The organism is Actinomyces sp. HPA0247 (assembly GCA_000411415.1).
In the GTDB taxonomy this organism is placed as follows: Bacteria; Actinomycetota; Actinomycetes; order Actinomycetales; family Actinomycetaceae; genus Pauljensenia.
Map to the genome: position 1 here is coordinate 407,503 of KE150450.1, position 23,916 is coordinate 431,418.

Sequence of the window (23,916 nt, forward strand, 5' to 3'; positions counted from 1 at the left end):
AAGAGCACGGAGCGTAAGCGTCGAGGGCCCGGACGAACCGCATTCGCGGTCCATCCGGAACGAAGAAACTGTGCTGAGTTTTCGGGGGCGAACGTTAAGGTTGTGTCCTTGCACTGTCATGCGCGGTCTTCGCTGTATCCCACTACCTATGATTCGCGTAGCAAGCTGTATAATACCGATATCGGTATTAAGCTTTTGGCGCGACGCATATGGCGTCACATGGCACACTGGAAGTGTGGTCCGAAGGATCGCTGCGCTGGCTTGAAGAACATGTGAGGAGAGCGAGTCAGATGAGTAGTGAAGCAGTGTCGCATTCTCGGACGGCTCGCAGGGCGCAGCGGTCGGTGCGAGGGGTTCAGCGGTCTCGGTTGCTTGTGTCGTTGACGTCGTCGGAGCGCGCGCTCATTGAGGAGGGCGCTCATCTTCGTGGCGTGTCGCTGTCTCGGTTTGTGGTGGAGGCAGCGCTTCACCCGGTCGCCACCTCTGAGGAGATTGTTGGGCCAGCTCAGGCGGAAGAGTTGATTGAGTTGCTTCGTGTCTATCGGCGTCAGCTTGAGGGCGCGATGACGAACCTTAATCAGATTGCGCACCATGCGAACACGGTGCACGAGGTGCCCAAGGATTTTGCGTCTGTCGTGTCGGGCGTGGCCGATACGATCGAAGACATTAACGCTCGCCTCGATGGGGTACGGCGATGATTCCCAACATCGTCACCGGCGGCGACACTGGCGGGCTCATGCGCTACCTGGTGGGGCCGGGGCGCGCCAATGAGCACGAGAACCCGCACGTGATCGCGGGCTCGCGCGACATCGTGCGCAAGTGGGGTGAGTGGGAGACGATCAGCGTCTCGCAGGCCGACGAGCTCGCAACGCGCTTGGACGCGTATATGCATGAAACAGGCACCTTCCCCACAGGCAAGGCACGCCGCTTCAATCCGGCCACCGGAGCGGTGGAGTGGAATGGCGAGATCGAAGCCACCCATGTCTGGCACTGCTCGCTCTCCCTGTCACCAGAAGAAGCTGCCTTGAGGGACGAAGTCTGGGGACGCATCGCCGCGGACTTCATGAGTGAGATGGGCTTTACCGGGTCAGACGGAAAAGCGCCATGCCGGTGGGTCGCGATCCATCACGGGAGCGCGAAAAACGGCGGAGACCACATCCACATCGCGGCGAACGTTGTACGTGAGGATGGCACGAAATGGAGCTCGTGGTACGACCAGCGGCGAGCTCAGAAGGCATGCAACGTGCTCGAGCACCGTTATGGACTCCTGGTTGTGGAGTCACGCGAGCACGGTCGCGGCTCGAGGTGCGACAGCGCGGCCGCACAGAACGCCGCGAAGCGCGCGGGTGCCTCGCGCACGGACCGCGCTGTCCTTGAGGAACGTTTGCGCGCAGCTGCAACCGCGGCAGCGAGTGAAGCTGATTTCGTGCGTCGAGCTCGTCGGCTCGGGGTACGTCTGCATCCCAGGTTTGCGAGCGGGCGCACCGACATCGTAGTCGGGTACAGCGCCGCGCTCCGCACCGAGGACGGGCAACAGACACGTTGGTGGGGCGGCGGCAGAATCGCCCGCGACCTCACCCTCACACAGCTGCGCACACGCTGGCAGGACACTCCCTCAAGCGCCCTCGAGGCCGTGGAAGCCTGGAAGGGTCACTACCCAAAGCGGGCGCCCTACGATGGGCCACTGTGGGAGGACCGCATCCGCGCCCTTGAGCACTTCCGCACGCACCTCGATCGCCTCTCCCCCACCGACCACGTGGGACTCGCAAACGCCGCCGCTGACATCGCGGGACTCCTGCACGCCCAGGCGATTACGGCTCGCACGTCGGGCGGACGGGACATGCTCGAGCGTGCGGCCGTCCAGGTAGGCAGGTGCGCACAGCTCAAAACTCGGCCAACCGACAAGCGTCTGGTCGACGTGGGCGCACGCGTAGCCTCAGACCTTGCACTCACGATCGCCGCTACGTCAAGCCCCCACATGGCGGCCGTCGCCCTCGCACACGCGACTGCCGACCTCGTACAGACGATCGCTAATCTGCATGAGGCTGCAGGCCAGGCGTCCACCGCCGCAGCGATTGAGCGCGACGCGCAGGCGATGTTTGATCGGGTGAACACGTACCCTCGCGTCGACGTCGACGCCCTCGCGTCTGCCTATGAGCGTCTTGAGCGAGCCTCCGCGCCCGCACAGCGTGAGGCTGTACCGTCTCTTCCCCCGCCGCCGGCACCCAAGGAGGACAGTGCGATCGTCCGCGACGCCCAGGCCCTCGCCGACGCGTCGGTTGACAATGACCTTCACCGTGTCCGCACCGTACTAGACGCGGCCCGCATGCCGCTCGCGTCTTCTCGGCCTCGAGGTGCACAGCCAGGTATTCCGCGTGACGTTCTGGGTGGTCAGCCGCGCACGTTCAAGCCCGCGGCAATAAGCACGGATGAGGCCCAGCGCCGCGCAGCCGAGGCCGCCCAGCGGGCACAACACAAGGACTCCGGCCCATCCAGGTAAGACTCCGCGTTGTGCGTGTACGTGTTCACGATGAGTGGTGAGAGGTGCCCAACACGGGTGCCTTCGTACCACAAAATTGGAGGGACTCGTATGAACGCGATCGACGCGGGCCGCAATGAGCTTGCGCGCCTTGGTCTACACCTGGGGACACGGCATCCAAATGTCATTGATTCGACTCCGGTCCAGGATGAGGATTCTACGATCTTCTACGACTACTGGACGTTCAACCGGCCAACCGTCATCAAAACGAGCGAAACCGGCCGTCTCCTCGAAGCAACCGTATACGATCCCACGACAACTGATGACGAACAGGCGATCACCGTGGCCGGGGAGGCAGCTTGTCGAGAGTATGTACGCCAGGCTGTTGCCTGGAAAAGCGAGGACGCAGATCGTATTCGCCAGGACACGGCACATGCACACATCATGGCGCGCGTCACCGAGTTAGCCGAGGACAACCCCACCCTCACTACGTGGGCACTCGCACATGCTCCCATCGTCGACATCGACACTGAAGACCTCACCCTCACTCTCACTGATCTCAACGGCGACCCCATGATCGATTTGCACACCTCTAGCATCGCTGGGGGTGGGTGGGCCCGCCTCCACGGACATGCACTCGATGAACTTGACAACATCATCGCCAGTCCAGATTTCTCCCGTCTCCCCCACATGATGGGCATACGGCGTGAGAGTCTCACGGCGTTTCTAACCACACTCTCCGACGACCTGGACAAGATCCACTACGATGCCATGCATGCGCCGGGAGTTCCCACCCTCGCCCAAGCGATCAAAGCAGCCACGAGAGCACAACCCACCACTGAGGCAGCTGCTCGAGCTACTCAACGTTCGTCTATTCCCCCTGAGATGCTCGGGAAGATCGCTCCACATCTCGGAACTCAGGCGTTCACAACGAGACCAATGCAATGGGTCCCCACGCCAACCATTTACGAAGCTGAAGGGCGATCACTGTGAATGCTCGTGACCCATACGAGGATGTCCCTCCTATTGACGTCGAGCCGCCCAGCGACCTCGAGGACGTAGCGCCCACAGATCATCCCCCGAGGGACGAACCGCAGCTGTACTACAGGGACGTGCATGCGTTCGTCGACGAATTCCTCACGCAGATCTACGACCGCCCTCTAGGAACCGGCCTCAACTGGTGCTCGGAGTGGTGGAAGCACACTGAGGCGGTTTTCTACCTGACCGCCCTGTGGCACTCATGGGAAGGATTGCGGGCAACCGGCGAGCTCACGGCAATGGCAACGTGGATCGTGCAGTACCTAAACCCGATCATGGATCGGGTCATGGCCGAGAATGGACCTTTCAAGGGGTGCCAGCCCGACGAGAGACACCGCAAAGGCGAACACAAAGACGACTCCGCGCCCCACCCCGGGCGCGTACTGCCGACGACGCCACCGCCGCCCGAGCTCGTCGACGAGCGCCAATAACGGATGCAAACGTGTGGGTGGGGTAGCCGATATGGCTACCTCACCCACACGCGTTCACTCTAGCGGTGGATCGTGTGTACCTCCTCGAGGGGTGCGGCCGGCACTCGGTCGGCAGCCACATTCACCGGTGTCGACACCATGTCCTGTGCGGGCGCAGGCTGGGCCTGCGATGCGACTGTGAAGGCCCTCACTCCCTCGGCGTCGACGCCGGCATCGAGCAGATGCTGTGCCCAGGCGTGACGCGCCTGCGGTGTATCCCACGCTATCGCGGTAGTGTTGTCGGTCAGCTCAGGCGAATCCAGCGCCTGGGCAGGCACTGGGGTATCCGGCGCGGTGGCGAGCATCTGTGTCGCCGTATAGATGTCCCCGCGGTCAGGCGCGGGCTTAGGCGCGGCTACCGAATCCGACATACGAATTTCCTCGAGGATTTCCTCAAGGGATTGCTCGAGCTTTTCCCCGTCGACGAGGGGCGCGACAGCGGCCAGCTCTGCCACAGAGACGAGTGTCATGTCAACGAACTCATCCTTACGCTGGTCTCGGAATGATTGTGGGTTGCGGGATTCCTCGCGAGCTCGTGCCTCAGCAGCCTGTCGGGCACGGGCCTCGGCTTCCAGGCGCCGATGCGCCTCCGCCGCTACTTCCCGCGCATCCTCATCGACGTGCGCAAAACGCTCGGCTAAGCCGACTACTCGAGCTCTTTCTGTCGCGCTGATCTTGGGGTCATCCCACCAGCCGTCGCGGCGCGCCGCACGATAGATCGGCGCTGCGAGACGCCGCTGCTGTTCGGTGACTACGCGCAGGGCGCGAGCGTGCTCGAGGGAGGCGCGCGCGGCCGCACGGCGAGCGTCCACCTCACGCACAGCGAACGCACGAGCAATCATGATTGCTGCCCGCATCAGTTGCGCGGCTTGCGTGGATAGTTGATGCTCGATCTGGTCAGCACTCATGGGTTTCTCCTATCGATTCTTGGTTTCCCAGTAGGGCACGGTACGCACGTAGACGGCAGGCGCCCCTGATGCAAACACCCACGCCCGGTTGGGGGGCATGGCCATAAGTTCCGACACCGGGGCAATCGGACGCTGAGCTGCCCCTACAGACACACTCCTCGAGGTCCCCTGCCGACTTGAGGACGTCTGTACCTGATCGACATACTCAATGCCAATCAGGGTCGACAGCGACTGGAGGAATTTGTCCTCTGAGACGCCACCGCCGAACGCCTTGACGTTGGCAGCACTCCAGAGCTTGTTCATGCCCGGTTCGCCCCATACGCTCACTCCCTGGCTCCACGACTGCAACAGCGTGTCGACGACGATACCCCGAGATCCGAAGTGGGAGTACAAATCGGGGAGTTCGCGCCACCGGCAGACGTTCGCGGCCTCATCGAGGGCAACAAAAAGCGGGAGAGCGAGCCTGCCACCAGGCTGGGTTTTTGCGCTTTCGAGGGCGGCTTCAATGACCGCGACAGTCAGTGCCGTCACGATCGGGGATGCACTGCCACGGCCCTCCTGCGACAGGCAATACAGCGTATCGGTTGATGTCACAAAGTCGGTGGGGCGAAACTCCATCATGTCGGTCTCACCGTCCTTAGCTGTCGGAGGCAGGACCCAGCGCAGCGCCTCATCGTTGAGTAGGAATGACATCGTTTGGGAGGCACCGCCATACACGCCACCTCGGGTTTCTGCCGGCAGATTCATCATCCCGCGCAGTGACTGTGCGGTCATCATCTGCCCGGCACGCTCAAGGATCCCCACCGGCTCATCATCGAGAGGCCGCGTCAGCCACTCATGCACCATCCGAATGTCTCGGCCACCGAGGGCAGCCGCCAATACAAGCGCAGCGACAAGATCTTTCGACGCCCCATCAAAGAACGCATCCTTGATGGCACCTGGATCGCGCTGAGAATCGATGAAAACCTCCGCCAGCGAAATGGCCTCAACGGGATTCTTCACCCCCGCCAGGATATTCCACCACCACGATTGGTCTTCCCCCGCAATCCCTTGGGGATCAAATACCCAGACTCTGCCAGATCTACTTCGTTCCAGACGAGTCACATCAACGATGTCACGCTTGTTCGAGGTCGCGAGGACTGCTCCGGGCGCTACGAGAATCCGCGGGACCAGCCACGCCGTGGTCTTACCCGTCCTCGGACCTGCAATCATCAGGCACACGAACTCCCAGGACGAAAACAACCACGCGTTTCCTCGCACCATGCGCCCGATCGGCAAACCAGGAGAATCGGCCACGACACCCAGCCGGGATGCCTGCGAGGCCACCGCCCGTTCCCCCAGAACAGCCACCTCGCGCCGTGCGGCAGCCTTGCGAGCAACTTTATCTCCGCGTTTACGCCGACGCGGGCCTCGGTGTCGCCACCGGGTGACACCGACCAGGCACGCGAAGCCGGTCAGGAGAATGAGGAGAGCGAGAACGGCCACTGCGCGTGGCTGCTGACCGCGAATAATCCCCCCTGCTAGGTCCAGAAGATTCGAGGGCAACTCGATCCCCGTCCACCAGGTGTACAGGGCGCGTGCACCATACAGGCATGCTCCACCGACCCCGAGTGTGATGAGAAGAAGCCAGATGGCTCGTCCGCTATCACTCATTGAGTCCCACATGTCACCACCTCTTGTTTGTATTGGACAGTTCGTATTCCACCGGCGTGAAGTCAACCTGGAATGGGTAGGCCGGTGCGTCCGACGTTTTAAGAAGGAACTTTCCGCGGCCGATGGGGGCCGCACTACCCCCCGTGATCGGGTCGTACTCCCCAGGGGCGTTCCACGATGACACTAGGGATTCCTCACGGTGTGAGAACGCCATGACAGATCTGAGCTCGCGCACCTCTTTGGGGGGAACACCGCCGATGAACAACATTTTTGATCGCTCGATAAACCCTTGTGCTTTCTGTCGATCAGAGACCGACGGTAAGGCCTGGAAGTCCGCAACGGAGTGGGTGATCATGATCTGTCCGACACCCACAGTCCTGTTAAGGCGGGTGAGCGAATCGACGCGCTCGACCATGCCCGGTGAAGACCGAAGGATGCGCCATAGCTCATCCATGATGAGCTGATAGCGCTGCCGGGCAATCAGCACCGTGTCGGCGAGAACCTGAGTGACCTCGACGGTGGCAAAACCGTATGACCAGCATGACAGCAGGACCGCTGCTTGCAGGTCTTCGTCGGCGTACATGAGCGAGGACACGTCGAAAACGACGGAAGTATCCATGCGCATGGATACGGTTTTCTTCGCTGCGAACAGTGATCCAAAGCGGCCCATGAGCAGGGCCTGGAGTGAGGCCTCGAGGTCGTTGGTCAACCGCTCATACTCTCCGGTTTTTCCTTTATCGAGGGCGGCCGCATGGAGCTGCTCAGGGCCATCTTGGACGACCCGGAGAACATCGGCGAGAGTCGGCGTGCCAGCGTGCGTCTCCTCGAGGACACGGATAGCGGCGTCGACGATCGTTTCCTCACGATCAGTGGGTGCCTGTCGACGAATGATCTGGATCAGCGAACACACCAGCTGTTTCTTGCGCTCGTGAGCTGCTTCCGTCACTTCCTGGGCCTCGCGGACGTGCCCGGCTGCCCGCAGCATCTCCGCCGCTTCGGCGGCATTACCACCGTCCAATGGGTTCAGGCCTGTCTTCCCGTGTCCAATCGCGATGATTTGTCCGCCCAGCGCGTCGATAACGTCGGCGTATTCGCCCTTGACATCTCCGACGACCATGGAGTGGATGCCGAATGCTTCGGCACCGAGAACCATTCTCCTGATCAAAGAGGATTTTCCCAAGCCATTTAGGCCTAGAACCATGGCCGACGGAGCAGAGATAAGCCCCTTTTGAAACCAGCTAATAGGGTCGGCGCATACCGCGCCCGTCCCGTCCGTCGCCCGTCCAAGGGGAACGCCAACAGGTGGCGGGGTCCCACCCGCGACGAATGGGTACAGGCCACACACCTGGACGCTCGTGCCGCGATAGTCGTGAATGCGGGGAAGCGGCGTGACACCGCCACCGCCGGGGCGGTTGAGATCCGCGACCGTTATCCTCATGCTCATATCGACCACACCTTTTGCCACGAAGGGACGACGCCCAGGGGAAGGGCGAGTGCAAACGCAGAATCCTGCGCTCCGTAGGCAGGCCGCATGCGCAACTTCGATGCGGACGCCAGCGAGGCAACGGCCGCAGCCGTGTCGTCGAGCTCATCCCCCGTCACAGTCGCTGTCACTAGGACTGTGAAGTCCACGAGACCCGCACCGCTAGCTTCCTCCTGCGCGTTCTTCCTCGCGATTGCGACCTCGCGCGCGGCGCGCGCCGTGACTTTTTTCGACATGCCGGCCGCCGCGGCGGCCGTCGTCATGTCACGTTCGACGATGTCACCTGTCATGGCGGCATCAATGGGCCGAAGCAAGAGGGTGACGCGCTTGCGCTCAACGTCCCGAGAGATTGACACCAGTTTCGATAGGACACCCGACTGTACGACGCCTGTCGGTGCCTTAGTCAGTACCCAGGTGCGTGACAGGCCCGAATCGTGACGGAACGAGTCAAAGGAGGTGCGGGCACCGACGGGGCCAGCGTCCTCCCAGTCCAGGTCAATCTCCTGTCCAGCGGCCGTTGCTTCTTCGAAGAGCGGTTCGGACGCCGGGTCGTAGGCCACACGCACCAAGCGTGTCACGTCGGCGGCTGTGAGGAGGTGGGCAGGTCCCGTCCCGGCCGCTTCCAGCGAGTGCGTCAAGTAGGGCAGGCGTGTCCCGATCTCGCGGGCTACCTGGTCGGTTGAGCGTTTCTTCACGCTCATGCGCTTCGTGTCGAAGGTGAGGGTCACTGTGCAGCGCAGCTGCGCCGCGCCCGAGCGGTACTGCGAGACAGCGTCGCGCACAACGCTCAGCGCGATCGCCGGAGCGTTCGCGTCGAGGCGAGCGTTCACCTGGCGCTCGAGGGCACCGCCTGTATCGGGTACTGTCTCCACGCAGACACTGGCCTGGACGATGCCGATCTCGCTTCCCAGGTCGGCAAGCCAGGCACCCCAGTGTGCGACCTGTTGGTCGATGCGTTCCTGATCGACCAGGGCAATACCCGACGGAGCGACGCCCATAATGATGCTCACGTGGCCATTACCGTGGTGGGTGAGGGCAAACGGTCGATCGTACGAATCAACATGCTCGCTGATGCGCGATCCTGAGAGCAGGCCAGGAAGGCGCGCGCGCCCACCCGGGACAACGCCGATCGGCCCGGACCTGTACACGGTCCGCCGAGTTCGACGGCGCCGAGCAAACGACACACGCTCAACCATCTTGTCCCACACGCTCACGCCGTGGGCGTCTCTGATCTCCATTGCCCCCAAAACGGACAGCCCTGAAAGTAACAGAACAGCTGCGTGCGCGAGGCCAAGCGATCCATAGACGAGGATTGACACGATGAGCAGTGCCAGTAGCGCCATCGTCTGGAAGAAGCTCAGTTTGCCCAGGCCCGCTAGGCGTGGGTGACGCCAGTTCCCATACGTACGGATCTGTGTCTCTGTTGCACCGATCGTGCTCATGCGTGTGCTCCTTCCGCACTGGTCTCAACCATGTCGCTGATGCCTTGTTGTGCCTGCGAAGCGCCATCTGCGACGGCCTGCACGATGAGGGCCGCGCCGCCAGTAGCTGCTCCAGCAGCTGCGCCGCCTGCAGCGGCACCACCTTCGGCCGCCCCGGCAGCCGCTCCACTGGCTGCACCGTTGCTTGCACCGGCGGCACCACTCGAGCCCACCGCTCCGGCATCGGGCGCAGTAGTAGCTCCTGACGGAGATCCACCTGTTCCACCGTCATGAGATGACGGCGCCGGTGATGCATCTGCCGATACATGCCCCCTATGCACCACGTCGACCGCGCCCGAGGCGACCGTCGCTGCGCCTGTAGCCGCGCCGCCGACCCCACCCATTGAGGAAGCAATCATCGCTCCCGTGGGCACAAGCAGCCCCACGAGCGCAAACGGACACACGGCCGCGAAAACCATGAGCATGACACCAACAAGAAAAGAAACAAACCCCTCCAGGCCACTCTCCGAGGTCAGGAAAAGGATTGTTGTCGCATAAATGACCGATACGGCCAACTTGTATAGGACAAGTCCTGAGAAGAAGCCCAGGATTTTCCCCGCCCATGCGCGCCCCCATGACGTGCTAATCGTTGAAGCGATGATCGGTGCCAACCCCATGATCACCATGAGTAGGATCGATCGAATCCAGATCATCGCCATCTGAATGACGTTCGCGAGGATCCCCGCCAGCGCGAGCAAGAGAACAGGGACTGTACCACCCGGAACCTGGGTACTCTCCCATAGAACCGGAATGATTCGTTTACCGAAGGTTTCTGCACTTTCTTCCGTGACCGAATCCAAGAGCCACACCGCCGTGTCATCGAAAATACTAATGAGCGCGGATGCCAACACGAGCCCAGCTCCCGAAATGACGACGACTGTGACAAGAGATTGGGCGACTTGGCGTAGTGAATCACCACGACCGTCGATGATGACTTTGATTCCAGCACATATGAGGGACGCGATCATCACGGCAGCGAGGAGAAAGCGCAAGTAATCCTGCAGCTTATATGCTGGAGAAGTCGTGATGATGAGCGAGGGGACAGGTGCTTTCACCCACCACGTTCCCAGATTGAGAACGATTTCTCCTAGCGACTTTGTCACCTCACTGACAAAGTTTTCGAGCATCCCCATGCTAGTTCACGCTCCATGGGGTGATGCGCGTTTTTGCCTCATCAGTGAGTTCACCGATTCCCCAGGCATCAGGGGTTTCGGGGTAGACGACTTTCCAGTCTTTCACCCACGTCATGCGCAGTGGAATGGTCAGCGTCTTTGGATCGTCTCCGAGCGTGAAGGTATAGACGACAAGCACATTGTTCTCATCACGGATTTCGTAGTAGTAGCCCGTGATATGTGCCTGCTGCATGGAGTAGACACCGGCCTGCGAGCGACTCGAGTCAAAAACCTTACCGGCGAGGGCGCCGTCGGAATTGTCTGCAAGGTCCATCGCGATCGAGTCGCGTCGTTCGGCATCCCATGTTGAATGCAGGAGGAAGTTCGCACCTGCTGTGATCGCACCTTCGGCCGTATGTGAGTAGCAGTACGACAGATTTGTGCGATCTGCAGCAGCGAAGGGTCCCGCCTTAGTTGCCACCTCGACCGACCGCCCTCCCTGGACAGTGCTCACGCGCGTCGCTCGAGGGGTTTGCCCCAATGGCAACATATTGACCTCGTCGACGTAACATGGCTGCGAGACGTAGTCCATTCCGAGTACCCCCTCCGTGGGTGTCGGGGAGGGCATGAGCGATGGCGATGCACTTGGTGACGGCGTGATCACCGTTGGCCTGCCGGTCGGCAGGCCTGACTGATTCGACGGCTCCTCACTGGAGCCGCGCAGCGCCAGCCCAACTCCCAGTCCAATCCCCATCGCCACAATGACAATGACAACCAACCCGGACGCAATGACCCATGGGGATGCGAATGGACTTCGTTCCCTTACCTCATCGCTCTCGCTCATCGCATCGCTCCTTTAGACAAACTGCCTGATAATGATCGGCGCCGACACGACGATGAGAACACCGGCAATGGTCCACCCGATTTTTTCTACGGCTTCGCCACCAGCTCCAGGGCCCTGCCGGTTGTGAAGGGCAATCATTCCGCCTGCGATAATTAATCCAAGCACTCCGCAGATAATGCCAATCCACATGGCATTGCCCAACAGATCACTGATCTGACTCACCAGTCCTGCAATGGTCTTCGGCTTCACGTCGGGAACAACCGACGTATCAGTCCCGAGTAGCGTAGCCAGTCGAGTCGAAATCATCATCCGAGTATCCTTTCGGTCCATGCCGCTACGGTGGCGGCGATCTTATTGATACGGCGCGAATGATCGGTATTCACTTCGCTTTCCTTGGCGAAGCGCCAGTGCGCCTGCCACGGAACGAATGCACAATGCGGGAATGCGCCCGACGTGATCTGGAGTTGATCACGGAGCTCACGAGGGAGACGCCCGGGGGCATCAGCCCCAACAACGAGGCCGACGAGTTGCCCAGGGAGGGCACCCGACGCCCACTCGATAGCCACGTCCTGCGCGGCACGCAGCCCCGCCGCAGTTGAGCGGCAACAGACCACGATGCGCAAAAGTCGCGTTGGGTTGACGTGCTGCGGCCACGCAACACCAGCATCACCGGCACCAAGCAGATGCGCCCAGGTCGAGGCTCCTGCGCCGCCGTGGGCACCCACAATCCACAGGAGAGGGGCACCATCGACGGCGGAGCGCCGGATGTGCCGACGAACAGCAAGCCCATCGACGCCCGGGGCCAACGGGCGCGCAGCGGCCACAGCGGGCGGGGGTGGAATCGGCACAGACGAACCTTTAGGGGCCTGCCACGATTCTTGTGCAGGTGAGGTCAGACCTAGATCCGGATAAGACGGCATGTGCGCTCCTCTCTCTACGCCCTATCCGTCAGCACGTACACGCACACCGACGTGCACGCCGACAACCAGCCAAGATGGCATCATTAATACAGATCACTTGACACCTCCTGGAGCACCCCTCATGAACCATGACTCCCAGCCTGAACATCTCCAATACTGGGCCGTCACCTTCGACGGCCGCCCTCCCGGCGCCGGTGGCCAGCTCAACACCGCAGGCTGGCCCTCCACCGATCGCGACTACGCGATCGCGCAAGCCATCGACAAAGCGATGCGCCAAGGCATCGACATGTCACGCATGCGCGTCTTCCAACGCCTCGAAATCACCATCAAGAGCGAATGGGTCGAACACGACGCCACCATTGACGATCAAGAACTCATCGACGACATCATCAAAGACATTCGCGACATCGACGGCTATACATTTCCCGACAAACCATAAAAGGCCCGGAACTCCAACGGAAACGTAGCTACCTGACATTTTCGTCAGGCACCTCAAGGCGCCCTTGTGATCTACGCAATAAGCATTGTGTTGCGCCACGCAGATGCGACGACAGCGGCCTGTTCATGCAGCGATTTCTGATCAGCGTCGAGAGCATTCGCGACCGTTCCACGCCGTGACCCAACCAGCAGTGTCATCCACGCTCGGGCAGCTGTAGGACTCACCCCAAGAGAAGCGAGCATGGCGTCACGCGCTGCCATCGTGTGAGCATTCGCGACCGAGACATGAGCCGCAATCTGCGCGATACGCACGCTACCCGCCCACGCGAGCGTCGACGGCATACCTGCGTCGCGCAACGCGTCAATGACGCGCACAAACGGTCCCGTCAGTTCATCAATCCCCACATACAACTCCCCCGCCCCACCAGCGAGAGGCACGCCCTCCTCAGGGACAATCCCCGCAGTGGTCACAGCGTTGCGATCCTCCAGGCTTGCCAACGATTCCTCCGCAACCGCGCACTCAACGGCCCGCGACCAGACCGCCCACGGTCGGCGGGCACGAATCATCGACGCAGCGGAGGCACGCGCCTCCAGCCACGCCAACGTCAAGACATCAGCCAAAGCGTTTGACACCACCTCTCCTTCGAAGCGTGCCTGGCGAACCGCCAGACGCCCAAACTGCTTCGGACCGTGCTCCAGTAACGTCACAGCTAGCCGGCTTGCCCCCCGTCCAACCCAGCCCGCCTGGCACGCCTCAACAAGGACAGCGCGTAACCCCTCGTTGTCATCCGGATCAACCGCGCCTCCAGTGAAGACATCGACGACGACACCCAGGCTCTGCATCCGATCACGGGTCCGCTCAACGGCAACCGCGGGGTCACGGACCAGCTGGAATCGTGACGGCGCGCGATGCCCCGCCTCTCGGCGCTCCTCACGCACGATCAGCGCGCGATCCTCTAGCTCCGCTAGACCACGCCACACCGTCCGATGACACCGATCCGTTGCCTCAGCCAACCAGCTGATCTCCACGATCGCGGCCCCACGATCGTCCGCTAAGGAAGCCAGCTCACGCAAACACGCGCGGGCCGAAGCCCCCAAACCTCGCTGAGCTCGGGCCCATGCAGGCCAAGACAAGACCACATCCACCATCTCAGGCCACCTCCCCGTCCACATGCTCAGCAATCACGCGACCCGCGATCTGCTCACCAGATGCCGCGAGAACCTCCAGCAGCACTGACGGCGACGGCTTCCCTCCTTGAGGGTTCTCACGACGCCACGCATCCACAAGAGCCTGCTGAACCGCAAGTTCAACCACTGCGCACCGAGCGGGCGACAACCCCGGAGCCATCTCCTTCGCCAGGTCATGAATCCGCATGTGCAACAACGACGGAGCCGTCTGCGCCACGCGCTCATCCTCGGCGGCAGCTCGCTCGGCCTCAAGGCGTTCACGCTCACGCGCGGCAGCTGCAGCCTGAGCTCGAGGAGACTCCCCCACAGCCACCAGACGACGCAGCCGCGAAGCCACAAAACCCGACATCCGAGCAACGCGATCAGGCAACGGCGAATCCAGCAACCGCTTGATCTCCCCTGACGTCCATCCGGCATCCAGCCGTTCGCGCAGCAAATCAACGACGAGGCCCAGACCCCGCGCGTCCATCACCCGCATCGACGCAGGTACACACGCCGCCAAAATCGCCAGATCAGCCTCTGAGGCACTTTCAGCACCACGATCAGCCTCAGACTTCGGACTTCTACGGGGCTTCTGAGGGCCTCTGCGACCCTCTGGGGGCGCTGATGTCGCCACCGGCGACGCAGAATCCCCCTCGGCAGCCACTCGATCGGCGAAGCCGGTCCCCAACCCAACCGAACCGTCACCCACAGGGGGTGGGGGGGTTAGGTTTGGTGGTTCTATTGGTGGTTCTTTCCTATAAGTAATGGTCGCAGACGTCTGCGCCTGTGAACGACGTGAATTTGCCACTGTGTCCTCACTGGAGCAGATACTGCCACTGTGAGACTTTCGTTGAGATTCCAACGATTCCGTCACAGACGCAGAATCTGCGCTTGTGGCCTCGCGCATGTCGATACGCAGCTCTGGATGAATCCGATAGACCGTGCCACGACGATGCTTATGCTCACCCGTGCGCGAGCACGATTCGGACGTGCACCACTCGTAGCGCGCCTCGCGAGTCAGCGCCCCGCACGCTTCCAACTCCTTGAAGTACCCACTCAGCGCGCGTGTCGAGCACTCCACACGGCTAATGAGACGCTCTCGCGACACCCACGTCACATCCTGCTCGTTAGCGAACTCCGCCAACGAGATCAACACGATCTTCGCGCCAACCGAGATCCCACGAACCCTATCCAACGCCCAAGCGACACCGTAGATGCTCACAATGAGTCACCTCCCCGCCCTACCCAAACCAGGTAGCGGAACATCCGGCACCGACGACTCGCTATCAGGATCAACAGTCCTGTACATCGCCTCAATGTCCGCAGGGTCAAACAGAATTCGCCGCGACGGCGTCACCACATGCCGAACACGCCCCGCCTTCGCCCACCGCCGCAGAGTGTCCGGAGAAACACCTACAAGCTTGGCAGCCTCGCCAGAAGTGATAAGCTGTTGCATTTTTTGCAGTGTCATACCATATATGATGCATCCATACAGTGTTACCGTCAAGAGATATCATTGCAGTTTCTGCAGCGTTTGTGTACTATTGCAGCATGGCAACAATGAAGGTTCAACACGGACTAGCGCCCGACGAAGCGATCGGCATGACAATCAATCAACACTTGTTTGCGCGCAAGATGTCTGGCAATAGTTTTGGGCCAGTTATCGGGGTTTCCGGAGCCACAGTAAGTCGCAAGCTGCGAGGAAGCGTCGGCTGGTCGGTGACAGAACTACTAACTGCCGCCAGCTTCTTTGGCATCGAGCCCGCGGACCTCATGCCCACCCCAGACGGAATGGGCGGATGGATCCCCGCACCCTTCAAATCTGCCAGGCGGCGAGATGCTGATGCATTGGTGCCCCAAGTCGGGCTTGAACCGACGACCCACGGATTATGAGTCCGCTGCTCTGACCGACTGAGCTATTGGGGCGGTGCCATCCTATCGGAGGAACGCGGACCTCTTCCACCGACACTTCGCCTTGATCTGTCGATCACGCCGAAGCGACATAGGACCTTGGTCATGCCTATGGTTATTTGAGCAGTTCACAGCCAAAGACATGAAGGAGATGGCATGAACGTCGCAGAACAGATTGTGGCTCAGCTCGTTGACGCTGGGGTCCACCGGATCTACGGCATCGTCGGTGACTCGCTCAACCCCATCGTTGACGCCGTGCGCAAGACCGGCGGCTCAAAGAAGGGCGGCATCGACTGGATCCACGTGCGCCACGAGGAGGCGGCGGCGTTCGCTGCATCGGCCGAGGCCCAGCTCACCGGCAAGCTTGCCGTGTGCGCAGGCTCGTGCGGCCCGGGCAACCTGCACCTCATCAACGGCCTGTACGACGCGAACCGCACAGGTGCGCCCGTCCTGGCCATTGCCTCGCACATCCCGAGCGTGCAGATCGGCACGATGTACTTCCAGGAGACTCACCCGGACCGCATTTTCGAGGAGTGCTCGGTCTACAACGAACTCATTTCCTCCGCGGCACAGTCGCCGCGCACGGTGAACTCGGCGATCCGCCACGCTGTCGGCCTGGGCGGCGTCTCGGTCATCACCCTGCCCGGCGACGTCTCGGACCTCAAGGCCGTCGAGCACATTCCCACCTACGCGCCTGCGCGCCCCGCGACGCTGGCTCCCAACGCCGCCGACGTTGAAGAGGCCGCAGCCCTCCTCAACAAGGCTGACAAGGTCGCGATCTTCGCCGGCGCGGGCGTCGAGGGCGCCCATGACGAGGTCATCGCCCTGGCGGACGCGCTCAAGGCTCCGATCGGCCACTCGCTGCGCGGCAAGCACTTCATCCAGTACGACAACCCCTTCGACGTGGGCATGACGGGCCTGCTGGGCTACGGCGCAGCCGCCGAGGGCATGAACGACGCCGACGTGCTGATCCTGCTGGGCACCGACTTCCCCTACGACCAGTTCCTGCCTGACACCCCGACCATTCAGGTGGATACGCACGCGGAGAAGCTGGGCCGCCGCACGGACGTCGGCCTCGCTATCCACGCGCAGGTCAAGCCCTTCATCGAGGCGCTCCTCCCCCACCTGCGTGAGAACCGTTCCGACTCATTCTTGAAGTCCAAGATCAAGAAGCATTCGGAGATCATGCACGCTCCCGTGGGCGCCTACACGCGCAACGTGGAGAAGATGCGTCCGATCCACCCCGAGTACGCCGCACACCTCCTCAACGAGACGGCCGCGAAGGACGCGATTTTCACTGCAGACACGGGCATGTGCAACGTGTGGACCGCCCGCTACATCGATCCGCTCGGCACGCGTCGCCTCATCGGTTCGCTGCTGCACGGGTCGATGGCGAACGCCCTGCCGATGGCACTGGGCGCTCAGGTCGCCTACCCGGATCGCCAGGTCGTGTCCGTGTCGGGCGACGGCGGCATCTCGATGCTGCTGGGCGAGCTCATCACCGCGAAGATGTACGACCTGCCGGTCAAGGTGGTCGTCTTTAACAATTCGACGCTGGGCATGGTGAAGCTGGAGATGCTGGTCAACGGCCTTCCCGATTTCCAGACGGATGTCCCCGATACGAATTACGCGGAGATCGCCCGTGCAATTGGCTTCCACGCCGAGCGCGTCGAGGACGCGTCTCGCCTGGAGGACGCGTACCGCGAGGCCTTCGCCGCGCCCGGCCCCGCCCTCATCGAGGTCATCACGGATCCGAACGCACTCTCGCTCCCGCCGGCCATCACGGGCGGCCAGGTCGTCGGCTTCGCGACCGCGATGAGCAAAATCGTTCTCAACCGCGGCATAGCCGAGGCCTTCTCGATGGCCACCTCCAACATGCGCAACATCCCGCGCCTGTAGGTCATTCACATCTCCGGGAACGAGGCCGGGGCTGGGTTGCATCGCACGACCTGGCCCCGGCCTCGTTTTTCATGGCTAAAACCCGCATTTTAACAATATTCTTTTTTCTAAAAGAATGGTTTTTACCCTCTTAAAGAGAGCTAGACAAGCTCATAACTTGTAGCCCATTGCAACACTTTGTGTTTTGACAGCTATTTTTGCGTGCATTTCCCCTCTAATCTACGAAGCGTTCTTTCGATCACGTCACACAGGAGGAACCGTCATGCACGCGCTCGCAGCATTGGCTAGCGCAGCCGGTGCCGTCGACCTCGACACTTTTCCCGCTTGGCTGAGGATCACCCACTTCATCAACTTCATCATGATGGGCTTCCTCATCCGTTCCGGCTGGGAGGTCCTCGCATCACACCCACGTCTGTACTGGAACAATCACTGCACACCCGGATCCGAGTGGCTCAAGTTCACGAAGGACAAGGTGTCGACCGTCCCCGGCGAGTTCACGGCGCGCGACGACCAACGCAACCTCCACCCGCTGATCTCCCTGCCCGGACGCGGACAGATCGGCCTGGGCCGCGCGTGGCACGCGCTCGTCACGGCCATCTGGCTCATTAACGGCTTCGTATACGTCGCCCTCCTCTTCGGGACGGGCCAGTGGCGACGCATCGTCCCCACCTCGTGGTCCATCTTCCCCGAGGCCTGGGAGAGCGCAAAGATCTACATGGGCCTGCAGATTCCCTCCATCGAGCACTTCCAGCCCTATGATGCCCTCCAGAAGCTCATGTACTTCACGGTCGTCTTCATCGTCGCGCCCCTCATGATCGCGACCGGCCCCATCATGTCCCCCACCTTCGCGGGACGCTTCCCCGGGTATGTCAAGATCTTCCGCAACCGCCAGACGGCGCGTTCGATCCACTTCCTGGGCATGGCCTTCTACTGCGTCTTCGTCGTCATTCACGTTGCGCTCGTCTTCATCGTCCACCCGAGGTACAACATCGCGCACATGATGCTGGGCGAAAACTACAACGACATCACGGCGGCACAATTCGCTCAGGCCGTCACCATGCTGATCATCGGCATCGTCGTCGCCATCGTCCTGTGGATCGGAGCCTCCTACTGGTCCCTGTCGAACCTGCGCCGCACCCAGCGCTGGATCTGGGGTGCGACGCAGCCCATTCGCGCGCTCACGATCGACCGCTTGAAGTCGCGCCAGGTCGCGAAGAAGACCTTCACCGAGGCCGATATTTCCCCGTTCCACTGGGTCAACACGCGCCCGCCGACAAAGGAACAGTCCGAGGAGTACATCGCCCTTCGCGAAGACGACTTCAAGGACTTCCGCCTCGAAATCGGCGGCCTGGTCGAGGAGGAGAAGTCCTTCTCCATCGACGAGCTGAAGGCCCTGGGTAAGGTCACGAACATTACGATGCACACCTGCATGCAGGGGTGGACGGGCATCGCGAAGTGGGAGGGCATCCGCCTCAAGGACCTCCTCGAGCAGGTCACGCCCACGGAGGGTGCGCACTACCTGATGGCCACCTCCTTCGGACACGTCGGACACACCTACGACGGGCGCCCCGCTGAGCCCTACTACGAGTGCATCGATCCGTCGATGATCGACGACGATGAGTGCATCCTCGCCTGGGGCATGAACGACGAGCCTCTGCCCGAGGTCTACGGCGGCCCTCTCCGCCTGCGCGCTGATTCCCAGCACGGCTACAAGATGGTCAAGTGGGTGCGTCGCCTGGAATGGATTCACGACTACCACGACGTGGGCGACGGCCAGGGCGGCTCACGAGAGGATTCGGGCCTGCAGCACTACGACGCTCGCGCCTGATTCCCCCGCCTTCGAGCGTTGCCGCGCCTCCCTCCTCGTCCCCACGCATGCGCGTGCGGGTTCGCGGAGGGAGGCGCGGTCTTTGTCTGCGGTCTCTGCGCTCGGGCGCGCGCAGGGAGACACGGTCTATGCGTACCTGCGGGCGATCGCCATGGCCTCGGGCACGTAGGAGCGACCGAAGACCGCGCAGTGGATCATGATGATGTGCATCTGGTGCAGGGCGATGCGCTCGCGCCAGCCGTCCTCCAGGGGCGAGGCCTCGTCGTAGGCAGCGAGGATCCGCTCGTAGTGCGGGCATCCGAAGACCGCGAGCGCGGCGAGGTCCTCCTCGGCGTGGCCACCCTGCGCGGCGGGGTCGATGAGGACGGCACCGCCCGGGGTCCACATGACGTTGCCGCTCCACAGGTCGCCGTGGGTGCGGGCGGCGCCGACGTTGTTCTGGCGCTTTTTCGCATCGTCGACGAGGCTCGGCTGGTCGTGGTCGAGTGCGCCCGATTCGAGGCGCTCGCAGAGCTTGTCGATGAGCGCGCGTTCGGCGGCCGTGAAGGTGCGGTCGTCGGCGTAGGGGGCGATGCGCTCGCGCGCGTAGAAGGCACCCCAGGATTCTTCCGACGACGAGGCCGGGGCCGGGCTCGGGCAGTCGGGTAGCGAGAGGTGGGCCTCCCCCATCCAGCCGTCGCCCTCGAAGCCGGGCGGTGGTGCACCTAAATGCGTGGCGCCTGCTGCGTGCGTGTGGGCGAGGGCGCGGCCGAATTTCTCTGCCGCCCGAGGCCTTGGCGAGACGGAGACCAAGCGGGGCTCCTCGAGCCACGTCGCGCCGTGATCGAGGACGGGCACGACGGCGGCCCCGGGGTCCGAGGCCTCGGCGAGCCACGCGAGCCCCGCAACCTCGTAGGCGATCCGCCCGCGGCGGCTATCCGCTTTCCTGATGGTGTCCATCGACGCTCCCCCGTTCCGTTCCACGACCCACGCGAGGGGCCGCCACCGCACTCCCCCATGCTATCGCCCACCCGGTCACCCACCCGCCGAGCCGTATCCTGGCACGGCGCCCAGGCCTCGTTCCTTTTGGACACATACCGAGCAAACATCGATATACTGCCACCAGAAGATAGTCCGCCACAACGAGGATGTAGACCTCCATGACCCTCACGACGACACAGAAGTCCATTCAAGAGCTGCTACACGGCGACCGCCAGTACCAGATTCCCGACTTCCAGCGTCCCTACGTGTGGGAGGAAGAGCAGGCGGAAACCCTCGTGAATGATCTGCTGGGCGCGTGGCGTATGAACGACGGCGACTATTTCCTGGGGTCGATCGTCCTCGTGCAGCACCCCAGCGGCGACGACGTCGACATCATCGACGGGCAGCAACGCCTCACCACCCTGTGTATCCTCGTGTCTCTGCTGCGTCACCTGGAAGAGGATCCCGCCCTGCGCGTTGAGCTCGGCGCTCTCCTACTCATTCCACAGTCGCGCATCAAGGGCTTGGATGAGCGGCCACGCCTGAGCGTGCGCGAATGCGACCGCGAGTTTTTTGACACGTTCATCATCGGCGACAACATCGACTCACTGCTTGACGTCGACGGCGACAGTCTGACGCGTCCGTCCGTGCGGCGCATTGTCAGCAACGCGCGCGCCATGCTCGATGTGCTGGGCAATCCCGACACGCTCGCACCCAGCGAGATCAGTGACTTCATCCGCTACCTGACCCTGCACGTGTCCCTCATCGAGGTGTCGACCGATTCCTATCAGGCGGCGCACCGCATCTTTTCCGTCCTCAACACGCGCGGCGTCCCCCTCTCGGCCGCAGACATTTTCAAGGCGCGCGTCCTGTCCCGCGTGACGCCTGACGCCCGGGCTCATTACGCCGCCCTGTGGGAGCAATGCATCGACACGCTGGGCACGGAGAACCCGGACGCGTTTTTTGGGCATCTGCTCATGCTCACCCTGCGCGCGCCCGCCAAGAGGGCCCTCATCGACGCGTTCGACGAGCAGGTCCTCACGCCGTTCCTCGCCGCCAGGAGCGGCGAGGAGTTCATTGACGAGGTCTTAGCCCCCTCCGCTCGCGCATACACGTTGGCGACACTGGAGCCTCTGGTGGGCCACCCCGCGGTCACGCCGCTCGAGCTGTTGCGCCTGTATGACTCCTCGGACTGGAAGCCGGCGGCGATGAGCGTGTTGCGCGCGGCGCGCGGCGACGAGGAAACCACGTCACTGCTGCTCCTCCTCGAGCGCGTCTATGGCACTGCTGTTGCCGCACGCCTCACCCCGTCGGCTCGCACCGCGATCGTCACCCAGTTCATCGCTGCCTTCGAGGACGGCGAGTCTCTCAACGCCGCCTGTTCCGTGCCGGATAGCGTCCGCCACCGGGCCGCTGAGACGATCTCGCGGCCCCTGCCTCAGTCCTCCATCCGTAAGGTCCTCCTCTACCACGCGATGGTCGCCGAGCACGGTTCCTTCCCGACGCGTCTGCCGCGCTCCATGGGCGTTGTGTGCGGGCTTCCAGCCAGCCACATTCGCGGTGTCGACGACGACATCGACCTGCGCGCATGGAACAAGCGCCTGGGAAGCTTCATCCTCTCCACCATTAAGGCACGTACCGTCAGCCAGGCACCCGACTGGGACACGGTGGTGCGCGCCACCCACCGCGTGATGACGCTCGGGGACTTCGCGGTTGGTTCTCTGCCTTCAACCGGGGGCGAGATTCACGCTACCGACCTTGAGGAACGCCAGAGGCACCTGACCCAACTGATCTTGGACTACTGGGATATTCGCCGAGATTCCGATGGCGTGGACCTATCTCTCCTGTCCAGCGCTGACCTCGAGGCTGCCGTCGATAAACGCTCGGCTGCCCGCGGCCGCCAGGTGCGCCTAGCCGACGTCGTCGCGACCGGCATCATCGCCCCCGGTGACACCTTCATGTGGCGGCGCCGCAACCTCGGCAACGTCTACGTCGTGGCCATTTCCCCCGAGGGCACGATCGTCCTGCCCGACGGCCAGGAAGTGTCCTCCCCGTCGGCCGCAGTCACCGCCCTGACAGGAACCAGCAGCGCCGCAGCCCTCGACGTCTTCGTGCGCGAATCCGACGGCAAGAAGCTGCGCAACCTGTGGGATAGCTACCGGAGCCGATTCGCCTCGTAGGGTCGTCTCGCATGCACTTGGGCCCGATAGGTGGTGGCCTCCTGCGCCTGCCTATGCGCATGCAAACCCGCCAATACGCACGTGTGCCCTCTCATGCGCACGTGGGCCCTACGATCTGCGCGTGGGCCCGACACCTCGCACGTGGGCAACGCCGCCCAGGCGCATATCGAGGGGTTAACGTGCGTATTAAGGGGTTAACTCGCATGTTCAAGGGCTTAGGTGCAAACGACACACCTCGCGGGTACCGATTCGCCCAAAACGCAGACCACCTCGCCACTAACAGCCCGTTTTCAACGTTTTTCACCGAGGTGGTCTGCGATGTGGGCACCACACCACCGCAAACCGCGGCCGCGCCGCCCCCAGGCGGGGTGGGAATGACGCCATCCAAGGCTCCGACACGCCGATGACACGCCTCCAGAGAGCTTCGCATGGCACAAAAGCCCCACGACCGTCGGCGCGTCGTGCGCGAGGCCCAGACCTGGACCTATGTGGATAGGTTGTCCTGATGCGGATAGGTTATTGACATGCGGATAGGTTAATAAGCTATCCGCATCCTCATAACCTATCCATATCGCAATAACCTATCCGCGTACACGGCCAGCTTCGTCGGTATAGAGGACAGTGACGCAAGGGACGGCCTGGCTTCAGTGTCGATGGAGGGCTTCGGGGTCTAGTTACGGTGCCGGTGGGCGCAAAAAACTCGCCCAACACGAGGCCATGTGCGCCATTTCCGCGAAAAAACTCGCCCAGCACGCCATAAAACGTCCATTTTGGGCCATTTTGCCCACGTTGGGCGAATATTTTCACGCTATCGCCATCGACAGTCGGCGCTGGGCGAACTTTGTCGCGCCCATACCGCTTACCGCGCCGCGAGATGAAACCGTCGACACCAATGCGGGGTCCTCGGCGCGCTTGCGTGAAACCCATGACGCCTTTGCTCGATGAAATAGCAGCAAAACAGGTGTATCTGGCATGCAATGGTGTCGTCGGTTTCACCGGAGACAAAGCACACGCCAGCAAAAGCGATGACGGTTTCACAAGAGTTGCCGGCCGCACCGGTGGGCGCCGGCGGAAACGGAGGGCCAGGCTGCGGTGCCGGTGGGCGGCGGCAGGGCCTGGCCGGGCTTCGAGACGACGCGCCG

General features: G+C 62.3%; 22 protein-coding genes and 1 tRNA gene. 10 read left to right on the forward strand and 13 right to left on the reverse strand.

All coding sequences use genetic code 11. The features are described 5' to 3' along the window. Positions 1-290 precede the first annotated feature (290 nt). The 4 genes from HMPREF1478_RS10915 to HMPREF1478_RS01710 all read left to right on the forward strand — a co-directional run bounded on the left by HMPREF1478_RS10915 (position 291) and on the right by HMPREF1478_RS01710 (position 3,948). Positions 291-698 (forward strand): plasmid mobilization protein, encoded by a 408-nt coding sequence (locus HMPREF1478_RS10915; RefSeq protein WP_016460349.1) that lies wholly within the window; start codon positions 291-293, stop codon positions 696-698. Beyond that, the gene (locus HMPREF1478_RS01700) at positions 695-2,500 is read left to right on the forward strand and encodes a relaxase/mobilization nuclease domain-containing protein (RefSeq protein ID WP_016460350.1); all 1,806 of its coding nucleotides are present in this window, start codon (positions 695-697) and stop codon (positions 2,498-2,500) included. The genes HMPREF1478_RS10915 and HMPREF1478_RS01700 overlap by 4 nt, the downstream gene beginning before the upstream one ends. Positions 2,501-2,590: 90 nt before the next feature. Then, positions 2,591-3,472, forward strand: a complete 882-nt coding sequence (locus tag HMPREF1478_RS01705; RefSeq protein WP_016460351.1) for a hypothetical protein — start codon at positions 2,591-2,593, stop codon at positions 3,470-3,472. Further along, positions 3,469-3,948, forward strand: coding sequence for a DUF4913 domain-containing protein (locus tag HMPREF1478_RS01710; RefSeq protein WP_016460352.1), 480 nt, complete (start codon positions 3,469-3,471; stop codon positions 3,946-3,948). Before HMPREF1478_RS01705 ends, HMPREF1478_RS01710 begins: the two co-directional genes overlap by 4 nt. A 59-nt stretch (positions 3,949-4,007) precedes the next feature. Here HMPREF1478_RS01710 and HMPREF1478_RS01715 read toward each other — a convergent pair whose 3' ends face one another. From HMPREF1478_RS01715 to HMPREF1478_RS10200, 8 genes are read right to left on the reverse strand one after another with little or no spacing between them, the layout of a single operon-like run. Beyond that, entirely contained in the window at positions 4,008-4,895 is an 888-nt protein-coding gene (locus tag HMPREF1478_RS01715; RefSeq protein WP_016460353.1) for a hypothetical protein, read from the reverse strand. Between the two features lie 9 nt (positions 4,896-4,904). Further along, positions 4,905-6,548, reverse strand: coding sequence for a type IV secretory system conjugative DNA transfer family protein (locus HMPREF1478_RS01720; RefSeq protein WP_232207403.1), 1,644 nt, complete (start codon positions 6,546-6,548; stop codon positions 4,905-4,907). Between the two features lie 13 nt (positions 6,549-6,561). Continuing rightward, the gene (locus tag HMPREF1478_RS01725; protein ID WP_016460355.1) at positions 6,562-7,992 is read right to left on the reverse strand and encodes a putative type IV secretion/conjugal transfer ATPase; all 1,431 of its coding nucleotides are present in this window, start codon (positions 7,990-7,992) and stop codon (positions 6,562-6,564) included. Continuing rightward, on the reverse strand, positions 7,989-9,473 hold the full coding sequence (locus HMPREF1478_RS01730; protein ID WP_016460356.1) for an SCO6880 family protein: 1,485 nt from the start codon (positions 9,471-9,473) through the stop codon (positions 7,989-7,991). Before HMPREF1478_RS01730 ends, HMPREF1478_RS01725 begins: the two co-directional genes overlap by 4 nt. Then, positions 9,470-10,645 carry a TrbL/VirB6 family protein gene (locus tag HMPREF1478_RS10505; RefSeq protein ID WP_016460357.1) on the reverse strand — a complete coding sequence of 392 codons (1,176 nt, stop codon included), beginning with the start codon at positions 10,643-10,645 and terminating at the stop codon, positions 9,470-9,472. Before HMPREF1478_RS10505 ends, HMPREF1478_RS01730 begins: the two co-directional genes overlap by 4 nt. Before the next feature lies 1 nt (position 10,646). After that, positions 10,647-11,468 (reverse strand): DUF8175 domain-containg protein, encoded by an 822-nt coding sequence (locus tag HMPREF1478_RS01740; RefSeq protein ID WP_016460358.1) that lies wholly within the window; start codon positions 11,466-11,468, stop codon positions 10,647-10,649. A 12-nt stretch (positions 11,469-11,480) separates the two neighbouring features. Beyond that, the gene (locus HMPREF1478_RS01745) at positions 11,481-11,777 is read right to left on the reverse strand and encodes a hypothetical protein (RefSeq protein WP_016460359.1); all 297 of its coding nucleotides are present in this window, start codon (positions 11,775-11,777) and stop codon (positions 11,481-11,483) included. Further along, positions 11,774-12,316 (reverse strand): DUF6668 family protein, encoded by a 543-nt coding sequence (locus HMPREF1478_RS10200; protein ID WP_148332939.1) that lies wholly within the window; start codon positions 12,314-12,316, stop codon positions 11,774-11,776. The genes HMPREF1478_RS01745 and HMPREF1478_RS10200 overlap by 4 nt, the downstream gene beginning before the upstream one ends. 193 nt (positions 12,317-12,509) lie before the next feature. Between HMPREF1478_RS10200 and HMPREF1478_RS01750 the strand changes: the two genes are divergently transcribed. After that, positions 12,510-12,827, forward strand: a complete 318-nt coding sequence (locus HMPREF1478_RS01750; protein WP_016460361.1) for a hypothetical protein — start codon at positions 12,510-12,512, stop codon at positions 12,825-12,827. 71 nt (positions 12,828-12,898) lie between these two features. Here the strand turns inward: HMPREF1478_RS01750 and HMPREF1478_RS10800 are convergent, their stop codons facing one another. From HMPREF1478_RS10800 to HMPREF1478_RS10980, 3 genes are all read right to left on the reverse strand, one after another. Continuing rightward, positions 12,899-13,459 (reverse strand): hypothetical protein, encoded by a 561-nt coding sequence (locus HMPREF1478_RS10800; RefSeq protein WP_232207404.1) that lies wholly within the window; start codon positions 13,457-13,459, stop codon positions 12,899-12,901. Between the two features lie 517 nt (positions 13,460-13,976). Further along, complete coding sequence (locus tag HMPREF1478_RS01760) at positions 13,977-14,483, reverse strand: hypothetical protein (protein WP_148332940.1); 507 nt, start codon at positions 14,481-14,483, stop codon at positions 13,977-13,979. 741 nt (positions 14,484-15,224) lie between these two features. After that, positions 15,225-15,467 carry a helix-turn-helix domain-containing protein gene (locus HMPREF1478_RS10980; RefSeq protein WP_034474802.1) on the reverse strand — a complete coding sequence of 81 codons (243 nt, stop codon included), beginning with the start codon at positions 15,465-15,467 and terminating at the stop codon, positions 15,225-15,227. 131 nt (positions 15,468-15,598) lie between these two features. Between HMPREF1478_RS10980 and HMPREF1478_RS10985 the strand changes: the two genes are divergently transcribed. Then, positions 15,599-15,889, forward strand: coding sequence for a helix-turn-helix domain-containing protein (locus HMPREF1478_RS10985; protein WP_353579747.1), 291 nt, complete (start codon positions 15,599-15,601; stop codon positions 15,887-15,889). On the opposite strand, the gene HMPREF1478_RS01770 is transcribed toward HMPREF1478_RS10985, so the two are convergent. Beyond that, a tRNA-Ile gene (locus tag HMPREF1478_RS01770) sits at positions 15,846-15,922 on the reverse strand. The genes HMPREF1478_RS10985 and HMPREF1478_RS01770 overlap by 44 nt on opposite strands. 141 nt (positions 15,923-16,063) lie before the next feature. Between HMPREF1478_RS01770 and HMPREF1478_RS01775 the strand changes: the two genes are divergently transcribed. Both HMPREF1478_RS01775 and HMPREF1478_RS01780 read left to right on the forward strand, forming a co-directional pair. Further along, positions 16,064-17,806, forward strand: a complete 1,743-nt coding sequence (locus HMPREF1478_RS01775) for a pyruvate dehydrogenase (protein ID WP_016460364.1) — start codon at positions 16,064-16,066, stop codon at positions 17,804-17,806. Positions 17,807-18,068: 262 nt separating this feature from the next. Then, the gene (locus HMPREF1478_RS01780; protein WP_016460365.1) at positions 18,069-19,634 is read left to right on the forward strand and encodes a molybdopterin-dependent oxidoreductase; all 1,566 of its coding nucleotides are present in this window, start codon (positions 18,069-18,071) and stop codon (positions 19,632-19,634) included. A gap of 126 nt (positions 19,635-19,760) precedes the next feature. Here the strand turns inward: HMPREF1478_RS01780 and HMPREF1478_RS01785 are convergent, their stop codons facing one another. Next, the gene (locus HMPREF1478_RS01785; RefSeq protein ID WP_016460366.1) at positions 19,761-20,573 is read right to left on the reverse strand and encodes a fructosamine kinase family protein; all 813 of its coding nucleotides are present in this window, start codon (positions 20,571-20,573) and stop codon (positions 19,761-19,763) included. A gap of 200 nt (positions 20,574-20,773) precedes the next feature. On the opposite strand from HMPREF1478_RS01785, the gene HMPREF1478_RS01790 reads away from it, so the two are divergent. Both HMPREF1478_RS01790 and HMPREF1478_RS10515 read left to right on the forward strand, forming a co-directional pair. After that, complete coding sequence (locus HMPREF1478_RS01790) at positions 20,774-22,774, forward strand: GmrSD restriction endonuclease domain-containing protein (protein ID WP_016460367.1); 2,001 nt, start codon at positions 20,774-20,776, stop codon at positions 22,772-22,774. Between the two features lie 717 nt (positions 22,775-23,491). After that, positions 23,492-23,719 (forward strand): hypothetical protein, encoded by a 228-nt coding sequence (locus HMPREF1478_RS10515; RefSeq protein ID WP_148332941.1) that lies wholly within the window; start codon positions 23,492-23,494, stop codon positions 23,717-23,719. Positions 23,720-23,916: the final 197 nt, after the last annotated feature.